The following is a 16,521-nucleotide window of genomic DNA, read 5'->3' as shown; positions in this document are numbered from 1 at the left end:
GTCAATCTCCTTCTACACGCAGCACCGACACGACCCGTTCGACCACGCCGCTGGCGGCGAGTCGATCGACGGTGTCGCTGAGGTCCTGCTCTCGTGCTTTGTGGGTTCCGATGACCAGCCGCGCAGCGGGGACGCCGAGGGCGGCGTCATCGATCACGGTCTGCTCCACCGTGGCGATCGACACTCGGCCATCGCTGAGGATGCCGGCGATCGTGGCGAGCACGCCGGGCCGGTCGTCGACTTCGAGCGTGATCTGGTAGCGGGTGGTGACGTGGCCGATCGGGACGATCGGCAGGTTCGCGCGGGTGGACTCGGCCACGCCGACGCCGCCGGCGATGTGGCGTCGGGCCGCGGAGACGACATCGCCCAGCACCGCGGACGCCGTCTGCACGCCGCCGGCACCGGCGCCGTAGAACATCAGGTTGCCGGCGGCCTCGGCTTCGACGAAGACGGCGTTGTTGGCGCCGTGGACGCTGGCCAGCGGGTGATGCCGGTGGATCAGCGCCGGATACACGCGCACCGAGATCGACTCCGGTGCGTCCGCACCCGGTTCTGCGGCGATTCGCTCGCAGACCGCCAGCAGTTTGATGACGTAGCCCGCGTGGCGCGCCGAGTCGATGGTCGACGTGTCGATCGAGGTGATCCCCTCGCGGTGCACGGCATCCAGCGGCACCGTCGTGTGGAAGGCGAGGCTGGCCAGGATCGCCGCCTTCTGCGCGGCGTCGTAGCCTTCGACGTCGGCGGTGGGGTCCGATTCGGCGTACCCGAGGGCCTGCGCCTGTGCGAGCACGTCCGCGAAGTCGGCGCCCTCGCTGTCCATGCGATCGAGGATGTAGTTGGTCGTCCCGTTCACGATGCCCATGATGCGCCGGACGCGGTCGCCGGCGAGCGAATCGCGAAGCGGACGGATGATCGGGATGGCGCCGGCGGCCGCCGCCTCGTAGTAGACCTGCGCGCCGACCTGGTCGGCGGCGTCGAAGATCTCCGGTCCGTGGGTGGCCAGCAGCGCCTTGTTGGCGGTGACGACGTCGGCGCCGGAGTTGATCGCCTGCAGGAGGTACGTCTTGGCCGGCTCGATCCCGCCGATCAGCTCGATCACGATGTCCGCGCCGACGATGAGGGACTCCGCGTCCGTGGTGAACAGCTCTCGCGGCAGATCGGTCTCACGCGGCGCGTCCAGGTCGCGCACGGCGATGCCCACCAGCTCCAGCGCTGCCCCGGCGCGGTCGGCGAGTTCGTCCGCGTGCTTGAGCAGCAGCGCGGCGACCTGCGAGCCCACGGCCCCGGCCCCCAGCAGCGCCACTCTCAGTCGGCGGTGGTCGATCATCCGGCTCCCTCTGTTGCGTCGTCGTCCCCGCCGAAGGCGGGTGTCTCGTCCAGGCCGGCGTCGTGGGCCAGGAGGTCGTCCACGCTCACGCCGCGCACGATGATCCGTGCGGAGCCGTCGCGCACCGCGACGACCGGCGGACGCGCCACGTAGTTGTAGTTGCTCGCGAGCGAGAAGCAGTACGCGCCGGTCGCCGGCACTGCCAGCACGTCGCCCGGGACGATGTCCGCCGGAAGGTACTCGGCATCCACCACGATGTCACCGGACTCGCAGTGCTTGCCGACCACCCGCACCAGTGCGGGCGCCGCCTCGCTCACGCGGGACGCGATCCGCGCGCTGAACTGCGCGCCGTACAGCGCCGGGCGCGCGTTGTCGCTCATTCCGCCGTCCACGCTCACGTACAGTCGCTGCGCCCCGGCGCCGATCTCGACCGGCTTGGTCGTGCCGACCTCGTACAGGGTCACCCCGGCCTGCCCCACGATGGCCCGTCCCGGTTCGAAGGCGAGGTCGGGCATGGGGATGCCGCGCACCTCGCACTCGCGGGCCACGGCGTCGACGATGCCGGAGGCGAGCGCCTCGATCGGCGTGGGGTCATCGGCGGAGGTGTAGGCGATTCCGAACCCGCCGCCGAGATTGAGCACCGGGATCTCGCCGCCGGCCAGCAGGGTCGCGTGCAGTTCGACGATCCGCGCCGCGGACTCCTCGAAGCCCGCCGTGCCGAAGATCTGGGATCCGATGTGGCAGTGCAGACCCGCGAACACCAGCGCGGGCAGCTCGCGGATGCGAGCGACCACGGCCGGGGCCTCCTCGAGTGTGAAGCCGAACTTCTGATCCTCGTGCGCCGTCGCCAGGAACTCGTGCGTCTCGGCGTGCACGCCGCTGTTGACGCGCACGAGGACGGCCTGCGCGGGGGCATCGTCCGCGGTGCGGCGCTCCAGGATCGCGGCCAGCCGCTCGAGTTCGATCCAGCTGTCCAACACGATCGAGCCGATGCCGACGTCGACCGCGTTCTGCAGCTCTGCGACGCTCTTGTTGTTGCCGTGGAATCCGAGGCGGGCGGGGTCGGCCCCTGCCGCGAGGGCGACGGCGAGTTCGCCTCCGGTGCACACGTCCACGGCAAGGCCCTCGCCGGTCACCCAGCGCACCACCTCGGCGCACAGGAAGGCCTTGCCGGCGTAGTAGACGCGGGCCTGCACGCCGTACGGCTCGGTCGCGGACCGGAAGGCGGCGAGGGTTCGCCGTGCGTGTGTGCGGACCTCGTCCTCGTCGACCACATACAGCGGGGTGCCGAATCGGTCGCGCAGGTCGGTGGCCGGCACTCCCGCGAACCGCAGCACACCCTCGTCGTCCCGCTTCGCGGCTGTCGGCCAGACGCCGGCGGCGAGCGCGTTCGCATCGTCCGGGGGCAGGAGCCAGTCCGGGGCGAGCGAAGGAGAGACGGACAACTCGAACCAATCGTGGAAAGGGTGCTTCGGCGCGACTGCTGCGGGGGTGAGCCCGGGCTCAGCGGGTGTGCCGCGGCAGCGGCGGACTCACGCGCCGGGCGGTCCCCAGAAGTCTATGGCACGGCATCTGCACAGCACGCTTCGGTGACAATCCTCACGCACAGGCACCGGGCTGCTGGAGCGCGGGGTCGCGGACGATGGCGCCGTCGATGTCCAGATCGGCGACCACCTGCTCACCGGTCACCGAGATCCCCGCAAGCCGCACCCCGGCCGGCAGGTACGACGCGATGCAGATCGTCCAGTCCCGCAGCACCGTGTCCGCCACGGCGCCGAACTGCGCTCGGAGCGCTTCGGCCGACACGTCGTTGCCGGCCAGCTGCAGGGATGCCGGCGTGAGCACGATGTCCCCGTCCACCGCGCCGGGGGTGAGCGCCACCCCGATCGGCAGGGCGAGACCGAACAGGCGCAGCTCGGTGGTCATGGTGACGTTCGGTTCTGCCAGGCCGACGGACTCGGCGGGGAAACCCTCGACCGTGGACAGCAGACTACGGAGCTGTTCGGTGTCGAGCACGACGGTCGCCGACGCCGCTCCGGCCGCGGCATCCCCCCGGATGGCGATGTCCTGCGCCCGGACGGTCACATCGCCGACCAACGCGCCGAGTGCGACGTCATCGGATGCGATGGTGACATCGTCCAGGCTGCCCGCGATCAGCTGCGGAAGAACCATCCCCTCGACCGCGACGTCCACCTCCTGGTCGGCCGGCAGCGCGAGCTGAGTGATGACCTGCTGCCGGATCGTGGAGGCCACGATGTCGCGGGCGATCCACTCCCCCGCGAACCACGCCGCCAGGGCCAGACCTGCCACGACCAGGACGGCGACGAGCCACGGCCACGCCCCGCGGCGCTTCCGGGGCGCCTGCTCGGTGTAGGCCCATTCCGGAAGGGGCTCGGTGGGCTGGGTCTGGGCGGCCGTCATGGCTGCGCCTACATCCGCTCCGGCGCGTCCACGCCCAGCAGGTCGAGCCCGTTGCGCAGCACCTGTCCGGTCGCATCGTTCAACCAGAGCCGGGTGCGGTGCACGCTGCCGACGGGCTCGTCGCCGAGCGGGATCACCCGGCAGTTGTCGTACCAGCGGTGGTACAGCCCGGCGAGCTCCTCGAGGTAGCGGGCCACACGGTGCGGTTCGCGCACCTCGGCCGCGAACGCCACGATGCGGGGGAACTCCTGCAGCGCGCCCAGCAGCGCGGACTCGGTCTCGTGGTCCAGCAGCTCGGGCGCGAATTCGCTGCGGTCGACGCCGGCGCCGACGGCGTTGCGTGCGACGTTGTGCGTCCTGGCGTGCGCGTACTGCACGTAGAACACCGGGTTGTCGTTGGTCCGCTTGCGCAGCAGCTCGGGGTCCAGGGTGAGCGGCGAGTCGGCCGGGTAGCGCGCCAGCGAGTACCGCAGCGCATCGGTGCCGAGCCACTCGCGCAGGTCGTCCATCTCGATGATGTTGCCGGCGCGCTTGGACAGCCGTGCGCCGTTGATCGACACCAGCTGGCCGATCAGGACCTCGATGTCCTTCTCGGGGTCGTCACCGGCGGCGCCCGCGAGGGCTTTCAACCGGTGCACGTAGCCGTGGTGATCGGCGCCGAGCAGGTAGATCTTGTGCGCGAACCCGCGATCGCCCTTGTTCAGGTAGTACGCGGCATCCGCGGCGAAGTAGGTGTACTCGCCGTTGGAGCGGCGGATGACGCGGTCCTTGTCGTCACCGAAGTCGGTGGTGCGCACCCAGACCGCGCCGTCGTTGTCGAACACGTGGCCCTGCGCGCGGAGCCGCTCGACCGCCTCGTCGATCAGGCTGGGCTCGCCATCGCTGCCCACCGCGTGCAGCGTGCGCTCGGAGAACCAGACATCGAAGTTGACGTGGAATTTCGCCAGGGATGCCTGCAGCTCACCGAGTTGGAACCCGTAGGCCAGGTCGCGGGCGACGAGCACCTGCTCGGCGGCATCCAGGTCCGGCAGGTCCGGACGAGCCTCCAGGACGCGACGGGCCAGGTCGTCGATGTACGCACCGGCGTAGCCGCCCTCCGGACCGGGCTCGCCCTTGACCGAGGCGAGCACCGACTGCCCGAACCGGTCCATCTGCACGCCCGCGTCGTTGATGTAGAACTCGCGGGCCACCGTCGCGCCGCTGGCGAGCAGCAGCCGGGCGATGGAGTCGCCCAGCGCGGCCCACCGCGTGTGCCCGATGTGCAGCGGGCCGGTGGGGTTGGCGCTGACGAATTCGACGTTGATCGCGTTGCCGTGCTGCGAATCGTTGGTGCCGAAGGCGGCACCGGCGTCCACGATCGTCTTGGCGAGCGCGCCGGCGGCCGCGGCATCCAGGCGGATGTTGATGAAGCCCGGACCGGCGACCTCGACGCTCGCGACCCCCGCCGTCCGTGCGAGTCCGGCCGCGATCTCGGTCGCCAGTTCGCGCGGGTTCGCTCCGACGGCCTTCGCGAGCTTCAACGCCGCGTTGGAGGACCAGTCACCGTGGTCGCGGTTCTTCGGGCGATCCAGCGGGAGGTCGGCGGCGGTCAGCCCTGCCGAGGAACCCTCTCGGCGCGCCTCGGCGAGCGGGCTGACGATGGCGAGCAGGGCGGCGGAGAGTTCGGCAGGGTTCATGGCCGCACCAGTCTACGTTTCCGAGCTGTGAGCCCCGCTGTCCCCCGCACCGGTTCCCCTGTCACCGAGTGCCGGCCCCGTCGGCGTGTCGTGACAGGCGAAGCGCCTGGAACCCGGGGGAAAGGGTGGCGCCGACAGTCAGGCCAGCTGCACCGGCGTGGTGAAATCGTCCAGCCGGGGATCGGATGCCGCCTCTGCCGCCGCGGGCACGTCCGGCCCGCCCCCGCCCTCCAGGCCCCCGGCGGAGGCCGCGTCGGGCATGACCCACGCGTCCACGCGCATGTGCGCCAGTGCGACGTGTCCGCCGTGATAGCTGAGGAACGCGCAGTCGGCGGCATCGCGCCCGGTGGCGATGCGCACCAGCGAGCGCCGGTCCGCCAGCCGGGTGGCGTCGATGACGTACCAGGCCCCGTCGTGGAAGGCCTCGGCGACGGCGTGGAAGTCCATCGGCTGCAGACCCGGCGCGTAGCACGCGGTGTAGCGGGCAGGCATGTCCATCGCCCGCAGCAGCGAGATCACGACGTGCGCGTAGTCGCGGCAGACGCCCTGGCCGGTCATCAGGGTGGTCACCGCGCTGTCGGTGCCCTGACTGAGTCCTGGCGTGTACGTCGTACTGGTCGCGACGAACTCCGACACGGCCGCGATCAGTTCGTGGCCCTGCAGCCCGCGGAACTGGCGGCGCGCCTGGCTGAAGACCTCGTCCGACTGGCAGTACCGGCTCGGCCGCAGGTAGGTGATCGCTTCGAGATCGCTGGTGCGGCCGCTGGTGATCTGCCCCTCGACGGTGGCGTGGTAGCGCACTTCCAGTCGGCCGGCCTCGCCGGTGAGCCGGTGCAGACGGCTTCCGGACTGGTCGACGATCTCGGTGGGCGTGTAGACCCGCTCGCCCTGGGTGAAGGTCAGCTCCTCGCTCACCAGCGGCACGTGCTGGGCCGCCGCGACTTGGAAGATGAGGTCGACGGAGGACCCCAGTTCAAGGTCCAGTTCAGCGGTCACGAAGCGTTGCACCGGAGTATCCTCGCACGCCGGATCGACTGCTTCGCGCGCACCGCGAATCAGGTTCCTCCGGCGCCGCGGCGGCGAGCCCCACCGCCCCGGAATCGCGCCCGTTTGCGGGCAGGAGGTCGCCCCGCCCCGACGTGCGCAGACGCGTGTTCTGCGCAGCGAGCATCATCGCTTACTGTTCTGACGTGAACCCGCCCGCCACCGCCCGACGCGCACGTCGGTTCTGGCCGCTGGCCGTCGCGGCGCTCGCGGTCGCCGCGGTGTGCGCGGTCGCCGCTGTCCGGCCGTGGACCGCGGACCCCGGCGCGGTGGTCGCGACCGGCCGGGATGCCGTCGCCGCCGTGGCGGGGCCGCTTCCGCTGGCGCTGCCCGAGCAGCCGCGCGTGCTCATCTTCGGGGACTCCTGGACGTACGGGTCGGCGGCATCCCTCCCCTCGCTCGGGTACGCGTACGTGATCGGCCAGCGACTCGGCTGGGACACCACCGTGGACGGCGTCCGTGGCAGCGGCTATCTCAAACCCGGCCTGGACGGAGGCTCCTACGGCCAGCGCATCGCCGCCCTCGACCCGGCTCTGGATCCGGACCTGGTTCTGATCGAGGGCTCCATCAACGACCGGCGCCTGCCGGACAGCGGCTACCGGGAGGCGGTGACCGCGGCGTGGGATGCGCTGGCGGCGCTCTACCCCGAGGCATCCGTCGTCATCCTCGGTCCGGCCCCGCAGGTGCTGCCGGTGGAGACAGCGACCGCGCGCATCGACGCGGACCTGGCCGACCTGGCGGCGGCCCGCAGCTGGTGGTACATCTCCCCGATTGCCGAGGGCTGGATCACGACCGAGAACTACGCCGAGGTCATCGACACGGCGATCGGCCGTGACCACCCCTCGACGGACGGTCACGCGTACCTCGCGACGCGCCTCGCCGAAGCGCTCGCGGGACTCGGCGAGGGGACGGATGCCGCGGCCGACGGTCCGCGTCGGCCGGACCCGATCGGCCCCTGACGCGAACGAAGCGCCGCGCCCGGTGATAACCTCGATCGGTACGCCTCCGTAGCTCAGGGGATAGAGCGTTGGTTTCCGGTACCAAAGGTCGCTGGTTCGATTCCAGTCGGGGGCACCATACGGGACAAGGGATCGCGGGTCATTCAGACCTTGCGATCCCTTTCTCGTGACAACACCGTGACAACAATCGAGTCGCGCTTCGCCTGATCGAGAGCAGCCGCGACGGTGTCGAGATCGTCGTCGAACAGGTCTGCGTAGACATCGAGAGTCATCGCGGCTGACGCGTGGCCGAGCATCCGCTGCACGGACTTCACGTGTGCGCCGGCCTGTACAGCGAGCGACGCGGCCGTATGGCGCAGATCGTGGGGCGTGACTCTCGGGAAGTCGGGATCGGCAGCCTGTGAGGCGCGTACGGCCGCGGTGAACCATCCGTTGCGTGACGCGGGGATCTTCACGTGATTTGTGCCGTCTCCGAACAGCAGCTGGTCACGCGTCTTGCCTTCGGCGAGCTGTGCGAGGGGGAGGGCGAGGAACTCGGGGTAGGGGACTGACCTCGAGCGGTGCGTCTTCGGTGACCCGACGTGCACCTCCGCCGATACCAGGACGGCGTTTTCTTCGACCCTCACGCGCCGTCTGAGCGTGTCAACGTGTCTGATGCGTAGTGCGGTCGCCTCGCCCCATCTGAGGCCTGTATACGCCAGGAACAGGACGAGGGTGGGGTGTCTGGTGTTGTCGGCGAGGCCCTGCACTTGCGCGTGAGCGAGATAGTGCCTGCGCGCATTGCGAGTCTTCGGTGGGAATGAGATGTCGCGGGCGACGTTGCGCGTCAAGCGGTGATCCTGGACGGCAGTGTCGAGGATGCCGGCGAGTACTCCGTGCGCGCGTCGGATGGTCGTGGATCCGCCCGCGATCGTCGACACCCACGTCTGCACCTCCGAATGACGGATGCTCCCGATCTTCCGGGCACCCCACTTCGGCTCCACGTGCTTCGACCAAGCCGACTGCAGCGGCCGCATCGACGACGGCTTCAACACGCCCTCACGCTGCTGCAGCCACTCCTTGCCAAGCGTGGTGATCGTGACCTCCGCGCTGGCCGGGTCGACGTACTCGCCGCGATTCTTCGACACTTCGAGCTCAGCGAGACGCGCTTCCGCATCGCGCTTCGTCGCGAACCCGCGCTCGGTGGTCTGCGAATGGTCGGGGCGCCGGTAGCTGATCCGGTACCGCTTCGCGCCGCCGGCCGTTGTGTAGGGGTAGACGCTACCCATCAGCGCTACCCATCAGCGCTACTCACAGCCGGCCTCCTGGGCGACATTGTGCTCTGTCTCCGCGGAGATGTCGAGAGCGCTGTCGTCTCGGCCAGCTTCGAGCCGTCCGGAACCGTTGCCCGCGCCGACCTGTTACTCCACCAAGTAACTGGCGGGCGTGAGGAACGAATCGGTGACAACTGATCGTTGGTGCTGGGAAGCGCCGACCCGAAAGCTGGTCCTCGCCGGTCGGCTATTCACCGATGGGTGCCATAAATGCCCGGTTGCGGGACGTGAACGACATCGGTAACGCCCCGATCGTCGGTCAATCGAGTTGCGTTCGCATGAAGGCATCCGCGAGGGCGCACGTCCGGTCCATGTCGTTAGTGACTGGCTCTGATTCGAAGTGTTCGGCGTGCTCAAGCTGTACAACGACAAAGCGTTCCAGTACGGCTGGCGCCGGGGCCGCGCCCAGTTCCCGGGTCTCCGCCTTCAGAGCGATCAGCTCGAGCGCAGCGCGATGCACCTCGTCGCTGACATCACTCTCCGCCAGCAGCGTCGGCAGATCCATCGGTGGCACCACTGCTGTCGGGTGCGTCTCAAGCCATCGCAGCGCGGCAGCCGGTCGCAGTCCGTAGAAGAAGCGCTTCAGCGTGGGCGTGCCGGCACGCTGCTTTTTTGCGACATGCAGGTAATGGCGGCCGATCGCGCCGCGCTCGACAATTTCATCGGCGAGGGTCAGCAATTCATCGCGGAACGACGTGTCCCCGGCGTAGACGATCGGCGAACGAAGCCACTCGACGGCTGTCGCGTTGCCCTTGGCGATCAGCTTGACCGCCTTCGCGACGTCCCACCCATTGACGTCATAGATCTTGTCGAGCGGTGTCTCGATCACATCGCGGGCTGGCCAGAGTGACAGGTAGTCGTCTCGAGTCCGCAAGAACAGGAACCGGCAGTCGTAGTCGCTGTCGGGGGAGGGGAAACCCCACGCGCGGCTTCCGCTTTCGATCGCCCAGGGAATCCGAACATCTTCCTCGGTGGACACACTCGAGAGGCGTCGGTCGATCTCAGCGATCACGAACGGATCAAGCGATAAGGGAACCGAGCGCACCGATCGAAGGTACCGCGGACGCGCTCCGCGGGATGTGCGCAACCCCGGTCCCTTCACGTTCATCGCGCGCACGCCGAGTGAAGGCAAGCCTCTGGAGCGTTCACGCAGCGACGGCGCGTTGCGGTAGACCGGGTCTCGCTGAAGCCCGATAGCGGTCCCACCCGCAGCTGAATGGCCCTCGCGCGCGCTCAGGCGCAGACCCTCACCTCGGGCAGACCCCCCGAGCGATCCAGCAGCGCGCCGAGCCCGGAAACTCGAGAACAGCAATGCACGCAGGCACTATAAGTGGGTGGCTTCCGATCCCTTGCAATGTCTGGGATGCCGTGTAAACCAGGTTGCATGGCACGAAGCAGGTATACGAAGCCAAAAGTTCGCCGCGAAGAAGCGTACCGCCGGCAGCGGGAAGCCAACGACGCCGCCGCCGCAGTGGCACGTGAGCGAGCAAGGGAGCTGGCTGAAGCGGAACGCTCAGCCGCAGCAAACCGAGATCTCCAACTCGTTTGGGGCGGCCGTGAAGACGGACTCACGCGTCTTCGCGACATCTCACGCCAGCTCGAGAAGCTACATCGAGCGGAACGCGCCCTGCTCCAAGAGCGGGATGAACTGGTCCACACGCTGCGACGAGTCGACGTGTCGTGGGCGATGCTCTCGACGTGGTCCGGACTAAGCCGCCAAGCGCTCAGCAAGCGACCGAAATCGAGCCGAACGTTGTCCACCTGAGGAGCGTCCACCGCGATTGAGTCCGCACAGGTCTAATGCCGACTCAGGCCGGGTTCTGCCCTTGTCGAGCGTGGTCGGTCAGAGATCCTGGAGTGCATCGCGCACCCGGTCGGCTGCCTCCTGGGGCGTGACGACCGGAAGGCATTGATGTTCCAACGATGCACTCCACTCGGCAGCGGATGGAAGGCGCGTGAAGGAGACCTTGGACGCGCTCGTGTACGGACCCCATCGCCGGAATACCTCGGACGCGGTCGCGTCGATGTACCCCGCCTCGGCGAGGGCCCATAGGTCATAGAGGTCTCGCGGGGCTTCCCGGTCGCTCCACGACGACAGCTTCGATGCGACGAACGCTGCAGGGGTGAGCACCCTTAAGCGCGCGGGCGGAGCGTCGCTGTAGCGCTGCTCGATATCCACGACCTCGGTCGGCCACGGCGGATAGCCCTCGGACGATAGCAACTGGATCTGCACGCGCACATCGCCCACCTGCATCACGGAGGGATCCGGGTGCCTCGTGTTCTTCAACCGCGGGGTAAACGTCACTGTGCCGAAGCTACGGCGCAGCTGACGGGTGAGGGCGCTCTCGATCTTGTCGGCGATGGCTGATCTGTCTCCGAACGCCATGAGGTCAATATCCTCCGACAGGCGCAGGTCTGTGAGGTGCGTGCGGGACAGGGCAGTGCCTCCGAAGAAGACGATGTCGTCGGTGCCCACGCTACTGATGGCGGCGAGTGCGTGTGAGATGACATGGTCCCGGGTGACCTGCTCCGAGTCAACACCGAATGTGTCCTCGATCTTTTCCCGTTCGTCGTCTTCGAGGACCCCTGGGACAGGCGTGGGGAGGACGACTTTGGGAGAGCTGCGTTCAGGGTCGTCGAATCGTCCGTCGACATCCCGAGGGTGGTCTTCGGCTCTCCACTCAGCCATTCGACTTCTCCAGTCGATTCAGCATGTCCCGTGCGCCGGAGGGCACGATGCGCGCGCGCGCGATGATCTCGGCGAACTCGTCCGGCTGGACCTGCGCCGTGAGGTTCTCAATGGCGCCAGCGACTTCGCGGCCGAGCCCTTCGCGATCCGTGCGGCCCAGCAGGTCGAAAAGGGTTTGCTCGGGTGTCGTGACGAGCCCGTCCCCGAGTCCTGTGCGCTCCAGAACGAGCTCGAGGGCCTCCATCCTTCGTGGGACGAACTTGACGAGACCACCTCCCTCGATATTGAGAGGTGCGTATCCGCGCCGGGGCACCGCAACCGTGGCGACCCCGATCGCCCGGGGGATGGCAGCCCAATGGCGTGCGGCGCTGACACCCATGAGCGCGGCTTCTCGAGCGCCAAAGCGGGCAGTCGCAAGCGCGAGGGCGGCCGCCTCCAACGGTGGCTTCCACTTCCGACCATCGCGGCCATCGGGAGGCGCCGTGTAGACACCGTGAGTCAATCGCACCAGCGCGCCCTGCTCGACCAAGCGGTCCGTCGCCCGCCATGTATTCCGGGCCAGCTCGGGCATATCTTTAAGGCGCAGTGTGCGAAGTGGCGCCCGCGCGACAGCGCGCACGATGTCGACGTCCGCGGTCATGATGCTCCTCTAGTCATCGAAAGTATACGCCCAGCGTAGATTTCCGATGAGTAAATCGCATCAGACGTCTATCCGCGGCTACAAACTTCTCGCCCCATCAATACGCGGTCCCGATCTCCGTCACAACCGCGAAGTCGCATCCTTGACCGCCCGCCGTCCCCTCTTGAGTTCTCACGCCGACGGACTGGACCGACGTCGACCTCTCGACTCACCGCCGAAACGGCGATAACTCGTGTCACAGCGACACTTGCCAGTGATCGCGACAGGCCATCGCCTCGACGGCCCAGCCTCAGCCTGCGCTTGGGAATGTCAATGTCGTTCATGCTCGCTTCGCTGCGCGTGCTCCACATGGACATCCCCGGCTCCGGCCGTGGCTAGCCGCCTATCGAGCCGACGCCCCACCCATGACCCATCAGCAATCGCTCACGTCGGACACTGCGCTGCGCCGATCGCTTGTTCGCTGATTGCCGGAGCGCGAGCAAGACCGTGGTGGGTCAGGAGGCCAAGGGTCCGTGAGCCGGGGGTTTCAGCGTCCGCCGACAACCCTCTCCACCTGCCTCGCGTGACAACAAAATGACAACACTCTTTGAGAATCCATTCGAATCTTGATGATGCAACTCGTCTGTACTCCCGCGGAATCACACGGTTTTCGCAGGTCATCGCCCCCATTAGCCGACCCGAATGAGGTTTCCGGTACCAAAGGTCGCTGGTTCGATTCCAGTCGGGGGCACAGACGTGAAAGGCCGTCCTTCGGGGCGGCTTTTCACATCTCCAGGCGCCGTGGACCCATGCGCCGACGGCAACGAAGATCGGCCCGGAGCCGAAGCCCCGGGCCGATCGTCTGCGATGTTCGGTTTCCGTATCGAGTTCCCTTGCGGGTTCCTTTCGTTTCCGTTTTCTCTCCGCAGAAGTAAAGATACTCAGCCCGGCATGCGCGTCAAGAGTTCGGCTTCACATCACTTCGACATGAAGCTGAAGGTGAAGGATGAACGGGCATCCGGTGTGCTCCGGCCGCGGCATCCGCGCATCCTATTCCGCGCTCACCAGCTTCAGGCCGACGATGCAGCCGACCAGTCCCAGGATCAGCAGCAGACGCACGATCGAGAACGGCTCCGCACCGGTGATCATCGCGTAGCCGACAGTCAGCGCGGCACCGATCCCGACCCACACGGCGTAGGCGGTACCCGTCGAGATGTCGCGCATCGCCCACGCCAGACCCGCCATGCTCGCGGTCAGCGTGACGGCGAAGAGCACGCTCGGCCAGAGTTTCGTGAACCCCTCGGACTTGCCGAGCGCGGTGGCCCAGACGGCTTCGAGGACGCCGGATACGACAAGGATGACCCACGACACGGGACTCGCCTCCATGGCCAGTCTTGTCGCTCACCGGGTACTGATCCGTCGTCCGGGGATCCGGGAGAGGATCCGCGTTCCAGGCTACCGCGTCGCGCTGCGCACACGCTGTGCACCGCGGCGCGCGTGCGTCAGATGAGGAACAGGCCGTCCAGCAGGCCGGGGTTGTGTGCGTGCACCAGCACGAGGAACACCACCGCATCGAAGAGGAGATGCACGGTGACCACGTACGTCAGCGACCGGGTGCGCTTGAAGATGTAGGCCTGCAGAAGCGCGAACGGAATCGTCAGCAGCGGTCCCCACGCCTGGTACCCGAGTTCCCAGAGGAACGAGACGAACACGATCGCCTGGAGCAGGTTGGCCTGCCAGTCCGGGAAGTGCCGTCGCAGCAGGGCGAAGACGGTGCAGATGAAGAACAGCTCGTCCCAGATGCCGACGGCGCCCACACCGACGAACAGGCGCGCGATCATTTCCGGTGTGTCCACCACCGGCCAGTTCGTGTAGACACCGGAGGTGATGAAGTAGAACGGCAGGATCAGCCAGCCGAGGGCCAGGACGGCGACCAGCCAGGTCCACTGGAATGCCGTCCAGCGGCCGCCGCCGCGCCACGGGAAGCGGATCGCGTGATCGCGGAAGACGAACCGCGACACCGCATACGGCACGACCACCGCACCGCCCAGCGCGAGGCCGAACCGCAGGAAGGCGAGGTTGTCCAGCTCCGCGGCCAGCGGGATCGCGCTGACGATGAGCATTCCGAGGGTGATCAGGGAGAGGTCCCGCACCAGGCTCGGGGTCCGCGTCTCCGGTGCGCCGACGTTCGCGTGGGCCGCGGCGGCCTCCGAATCCGTGCGCGAGCGCAGCAGCCAGGCGCTCAGCATCCCGGCGGCCAGAAGTGCCCAGCCCAGCCAGGCGATCTGCAGTACGAAGAACGCGGGCGCGGCCAGGCACACCAGCAGGGCGGGGATCAGTCCGACGGAGACCTTGGGGCGGATACCGAGCACGGCGGCGGGGTGAGCGGGCATCTGTTCAGTCTGTCAGCGGATGCGCCAGCTCGTCGTGCGGCATGCGCGCGGCGAGGATCGCGACGATGCCGAACAGGAGCGGAAGGATGCCGGCGCCGATGAAGATCGTCTGCAGGGAGAGCACCTCCGCGAGCGGCCCGGCGATCGCCATGGACAGAGGCATGAGCGCCAGCGAGACGAAGAAGTCCAGGCTGGACACCCGCCCGAGCATGTGTCGCGGGACCCTGCGCTGCAGCAGGGTTCCCCAGATCACGTTGCCGTAGCTGAAGCCGAAGCCGATGATGAAGAGCGAGAGCAGGAGCAGCCAGTACTGGTCGGTGAGTCCGACCACCACGAAGGGCAGGGTGCTGACGCCCCAGACCAGGTTCATCGTGGTCAGGTACCGCCGCGGGAGCTTCCTCGAGGAGACGACGATGGACCCGAGTACCCCGCCGGCTCCGTAGACGGCGAGCAGGAACCCGAACAGGCGCGGATCCTCGCCGACCCGCTCGCGGGTCAGGAACGGCAGCAACACCTCCTCGGGGCCCACCGCCACGAGCACCCACATGGTGGCGTACAGCAGGGTCCACAGCAGCCACGGGGTACGCACGGTGAACACGACCGCCTCGCGGAGGTCGGCGAACACGCTCGTGTGCACCGGAGCCGCTCCGCCGGCACCGCTGTCCTCGCCCGGGGGGACCGGTTCCGGTCCGAGGAAGAGCAGGATCACGAACGCGGCGCCGTGGGCGACGGCGATCACCACCGCGGCCTGGGCGGGGATCAACGCGGCCAGGAGCATCCCGGCCGCGGCCGGCCCGGCCGCCTGCTGCAAGGCGGGGCGGATGGCGCCTTCCAGCCCGTTCGCCGCCAGAAGCTGGCCGGGCGGCAGGATGCGCGGAAGGATGGCGCTGTACGCGGGGAAGAAGAACCCGGCGCCCGCGCCGAGGACGAAGGCCACCCCGACCAGCTGCACGATGCCGACCGGGCCGTACGCTCCGACGACGACCACGGAGGTGATGGCGAGGAAGTCCGCGAGCGAGACGGTGCGCACGATCAGCCGGCGGGACACCCGGTCCGCCACGATCCCGCCCGGAATCGCGCACACCAGCAGTCCGGTCGCGTTGGCCGCCGCCACCAGCGACAGGTCCAGCGGTCCCCCGCCGACGGCGATGACCGCGTAGACCATGACGACCGCCCACATTCCGGCGGCGAAGATCGACAGCACCACGGCCGCGAACAGGGCGCGGAAATCGCGGTGCGCGAGGGGGCGGAGCACCCGCCAGCGATCGCGGTCCGGCCTCCGATCGGCGGCGGACCCGGCCACCGGAGCGGATGCCGCCTCCTCCGCCTCGCTCATTACCGGTGCTGGCGGACGTAGCTGAGATCGCGGATCGCGCGACCGGCGCGAGCACCCTTGCGTTCGAAGGCCGTCAGGACCCGCCCGTCGAACCGCTCCGCCCAGTCGCCCTGGAATGCGCGCTCGAACTCGGGTGCGGCATCCAGCACCTCTCGCATCTGCCGGGCGTACTGCTCCCAGTCCGTGGCCAGGCGCAGCGTGCCGCCGTCGCGGAGGGCGCCGGCGGCGGTGGTGGCGAACTCGGGGGTGACCAGCCGTCGCTTGGTGTGCTTGTTCTTGTGCCACGGGTCCGGGAAGAACACCCAGAGCTCGTCGACGGATGCCGGCGGCAGCAGATGCTCCAGGACCTCGGGCGCGTTCGCCTCGACCAGGCGCAGGTTCTCGACGGCCGCGCGCTCGGCACCCAGCATGGTCCGCGCCAGCCCGGCGGTGAACACCTCGATCGCGAGGAAGTCCGCCTCCGGGCGGGAGGCGGCCGCGTGGATGATGGCATGGCCCTGTCCGGACCCGATCTCGACGATGAGCGGCGCATCCCGCCCCCACACCTCGCGCGGATCGATCGCCGCGCCGGGGCGCACGCTGGTGGCCGCGTCGTCGCGCGGTGCCTCCAGCACGTACCGCGGGGCGAGGTCCGTCCAGGCGCGCTCCTGCCCATCGGTCATCCGGCCGTTGCGGCGGACGAAGGACACGGGGCGATCGCGGAACGTGGAAGGGTCGGACACCCCTCCAGGCTAACCACGCGCG

14 protein-coding genes, 1 tRNA gene and 1 riboswitch are annotated in these 16,521 nt (G+C 68.5%); of the genes, 2 read left to right on the top strand and 13 right to left on the bottom strand.

The genetic code is table 11. From position 1 onward, the window contains the following. Position 1: 1 nt before the first annotated feature. The 5 genes from NQ152_RS14490 to NQ152_RS14470 all read right to left on the bottom strand — a co-directional run bounded on the left by NQ152_RS14490 (position 2) and on the right by NQ152_RS14470 (position 6,432). Positions 2-1,327: a homoserine dehydrogenase gene (locus tag NQ152_RS14490; protein WP_257524508.1), complete on the bottom strand. Its 1,326-nt coding sequence runs from the start codon at positions 1,325-1,327 to the stop codon at positions 2-4. Further along, on the bottom strand, positions 1,324-2,772 hold the full coding sequence (gene lysA, locus NQ152_RS14485; RefSeq protein WP_257524507.1) for a diaminopimelate decarboxylase: 1,449 nt from the start codon (positions 2,770-2,772) through the stop codon (positions 1,324-1,326). Before lysA ends, NQ152_RS14490 begins: the two co-directional genes overlap by 4 nt. A 154-nt stretch (positions 2,773-2,926) precedes the next feature. After that, positions 2,927-3,748 (bottom strand): DUF2993 domain-containing protein, encoded by an 822-nt coding sequence (locus NQ152_RS14480; RefSeq protein ID WP_257524506.1) that lies wholly within the window; start codon positions 3,746-3,748, stop codon positions 2,927-2,929. An 8-nt stretch (positions 3,749-3,756) separates the two neighbouring features. After that, positions 3,757-5,424 (bottom strand): arginine--tRNA ligase, encoded by a 1,668-nt coding sequence (gene argS, locus NQ152_RS14475; RefSeq protein ID WP_257524505.1) that lies wholly within the window; start codon positions 5,422-5,424, stop codon positions 3,757-3,759. Between the two features lie 138 nt (positions 5,425-5,562). Continuing rightward, entirely contained in the window at positions 5,563-6,432 is an 870-nt protein-coding gene (locus tag NQ152_RS14470; protein ID WP_257524504.1) for a transglutaminase family protein, read from the bottom strand. Between the two features lie 182 nt (positions 6,433-6,614). Here NQ152_RS14470 and NQ152_RS14465 point away from each other — a divergent pair, with 182 nt between their 5' ends. Together NQ152_RS14465 and NQ152_RS14460 are read left to right on the top strand one after the other, a co-directional pair. Then, positions 6,615-7,427 (top strand): SGNH/GDSL hydrolase family protein, encoded by an 813-nt coding sequence (locus NQ152_RS14465; RefSeq protein ID WP_257524503.1) that lies wholly within the window; start codon positions 6,615-6,617, stop codon positions 7,425-7,427. 42 nt (positions 7,428-7,469) lie between these two features. After that, positions 7,470-7,545: transfer RNA gene (locus NQ152_RS14460), tRNA-Arg, on the top strand. A gap of 25 nt (positions 7,546-7,570) precedes the next feature. On the opposite strand, the gene NQ152_RS14455 is transcribed toward NQ152_RS14460, so the two are convergent. The 8 genes from NQ152_RS14455 to trmB form a co-directional block, all read right to left on the bottom strand. Continuing rightward, positions 7,571-8,695, bottom strand: a complete 1,125-nt coding sequence (locus NQ152_RS14455) for a site-specific integrase (RefSeq protein ID WP_257502820.1) — start codon at positions 8,693-8,695, stop codon at positions 7,571-7,573. A 304-nt stretch (positions 8,696-8,999) separates the two neighbouring features. Then, positions 9,000-9,785, bottom strand: coding sequence for a nucleotidyltransferase domain-containing protein (locus NQ152_RS14450; RefSeq protein WP_257524502.1), 786 nt, complete (start codon positions 9,783-9,785; stop codon positions 9,000-9,002). 798 nt (positions 9,786-10,583) lie between these two features. Then, entirely contained in the window at positions 10,584-11,429 is an 846-nt protein-coding gene (locus NQ152_RS14445; protein ID WP_257524501.1) for a nucleotidyl transferase AbiEii/AbiGii toxin family protein, read from the bottom strand. Beyond that, the gene (locus NQ152_RS14440) at positions 11,422-12,069 is read right to left on the bottom strand and encodes a type IV toxin-antitoxin system AbiEi family antitoxin (RefSeq protein WP_257524500.1); all 648 of its coding nucleotides are present in this window, start codon (positions 12,067-12,069) and stop codon (positions 11,422-11,424) included. The genes NQ152_RS14445 and NQ152_RS14440 overlap by 8 nt, the downstream gene beginning before the upstream one ends. A 1,029-nt stretch (positions 12,070-13,098) precedes the next feature. After that, positions 13,099-13,419, bottom strand: coding sequence for a multidrug efflux SMR transporter (locus NQ152_RS14435; protein WP_257524499.1), 321 nt, complete (start codon positions 13,417-13,419; stop codon positions 13,099-13,101). A 12-nt stretch (positions 13,420-13,431) separates the two neighbouring features. Continuing rightward, positions 13,432-13,496: riboswitch (guanidine-III (ykkC-III) riboswitch) on the bottom strand. A gap of 54 nt (positions 13,497-13,550) precedes the next feature. Beyond that, complete coding sequence (locus NQ152_RS14430) at positions 13,551-14,441, bottom strand: CPBP family intramembrane glutamic endopeptidase (RefSeq protein ID WP_257524498.1); 891 nt, start codon at positions 14,439-14,441, stop codon at positions 13,551-13,553. Between the two features lie 4 nt (positions 14,442-14,445). Further along, the gene (locus tag NQ152_RS14425; protein WP_257502826.1) at positions 14,446-15,777 is read right to left on the bottom strand and encodes an MFS transporter; all 1,332 of its coding nucleotides are present in this window, start codon (positions 15,775-15,777) and stop codon (positions 14,446-14,448) included. Continuing rightward, a complete protein-coding gene (gene trmB / locus NQ152_RS14420) occupies positions 15,777-16,439 on the bottom strand; it encodes a tRNA (guanosine(46)-N7)-methyltransferase TrmB (RefSeq protein ID WP_257524605.1) in 663 nt (220 codons plus the stop codon). Before trmB ends, NQ152_RS14425 begins: the two co-directional genes overlap by 1 nt. Between the last annotated feature and the right edge of the window lie 82 nt (positions 16,440-16,521).

Source organism: Microbacterium sp. zg.B48 (assembly GCF_024623505.1).
Lineage (GTDB): Bacteria > Actinomycetota > Actinomycetes > Actinomycetales > Microbacteriaceae > Microbacterium.
The sequence above is the reverse complement of the archived record's forward strand: the minus strand, read 5'-3'. Positions and strand labels throughout refer to the sequence as shown.

Coding starts and splice junctions, on each gene's coding strand:
- NQ152_RS14490 (WP_257524508.1), bottom strand. CDS start 1,327: ATGATCGACCACCGCCGACTGAGAGTGGCGCTGCTGGGGGCCGGGGCC.
- NQ152_RS14480 (WP_257524506.1), bottom strand. CDS start 3,748: ATGACGGCCGCCCAGACCCAGCCCACCGAGCCCCTTCCGGAATGGGCC.
- argS (WP_257524505.1), bottom strand. CDS start 5,424: ATGAACCCTGCCGAACTCTCCGCCGCCCTGCTCGCCATCGTCAGCCCG.
- NQ152_RS14455 (WP_257502820.1), bottom strand. CDS start 8,695: ATGGGTAGCGTCTACCCCTACACAACGGCCGGCGGCGCGAAGCGGTAC.
- NQ152_RS14445 (WP_257524501.1), bottom strand. CDS start 11,429: ATGGCTGAGTGGAGAGCCGAAGACCACCCTCGGGATGTCGACGGACGA.
- NQ152_RS14440 (WP_257524500.1), bottom strand. CDS start 12,069: ATGACCGCGGACGTCGACATCGTGCGCGCTGTCGCGCGGGCGCCACTT.
- NQ152_RS14430 (WP_257524498.1), bottom strand. CDS start 14,441: ATGCCCGCTCACCCCGCCGCCGTGCTCGGTATCCGCCCCAAGGTCTCC.
- NQ152_RS14425 (WP_257502826.1), bottom strand. CDS start 15,777: ATGAGCGAGGCGGAGGAGGCGGCATCCGCTCCGGTGGCCGGGTCCGCC.
- trmB (WP_257524605.1), bottom strand. CDS start 16,439: ATGACCGATGGGCAGGAGCGCGCCTGGACGGACCTCGCCCCGCGGTAC.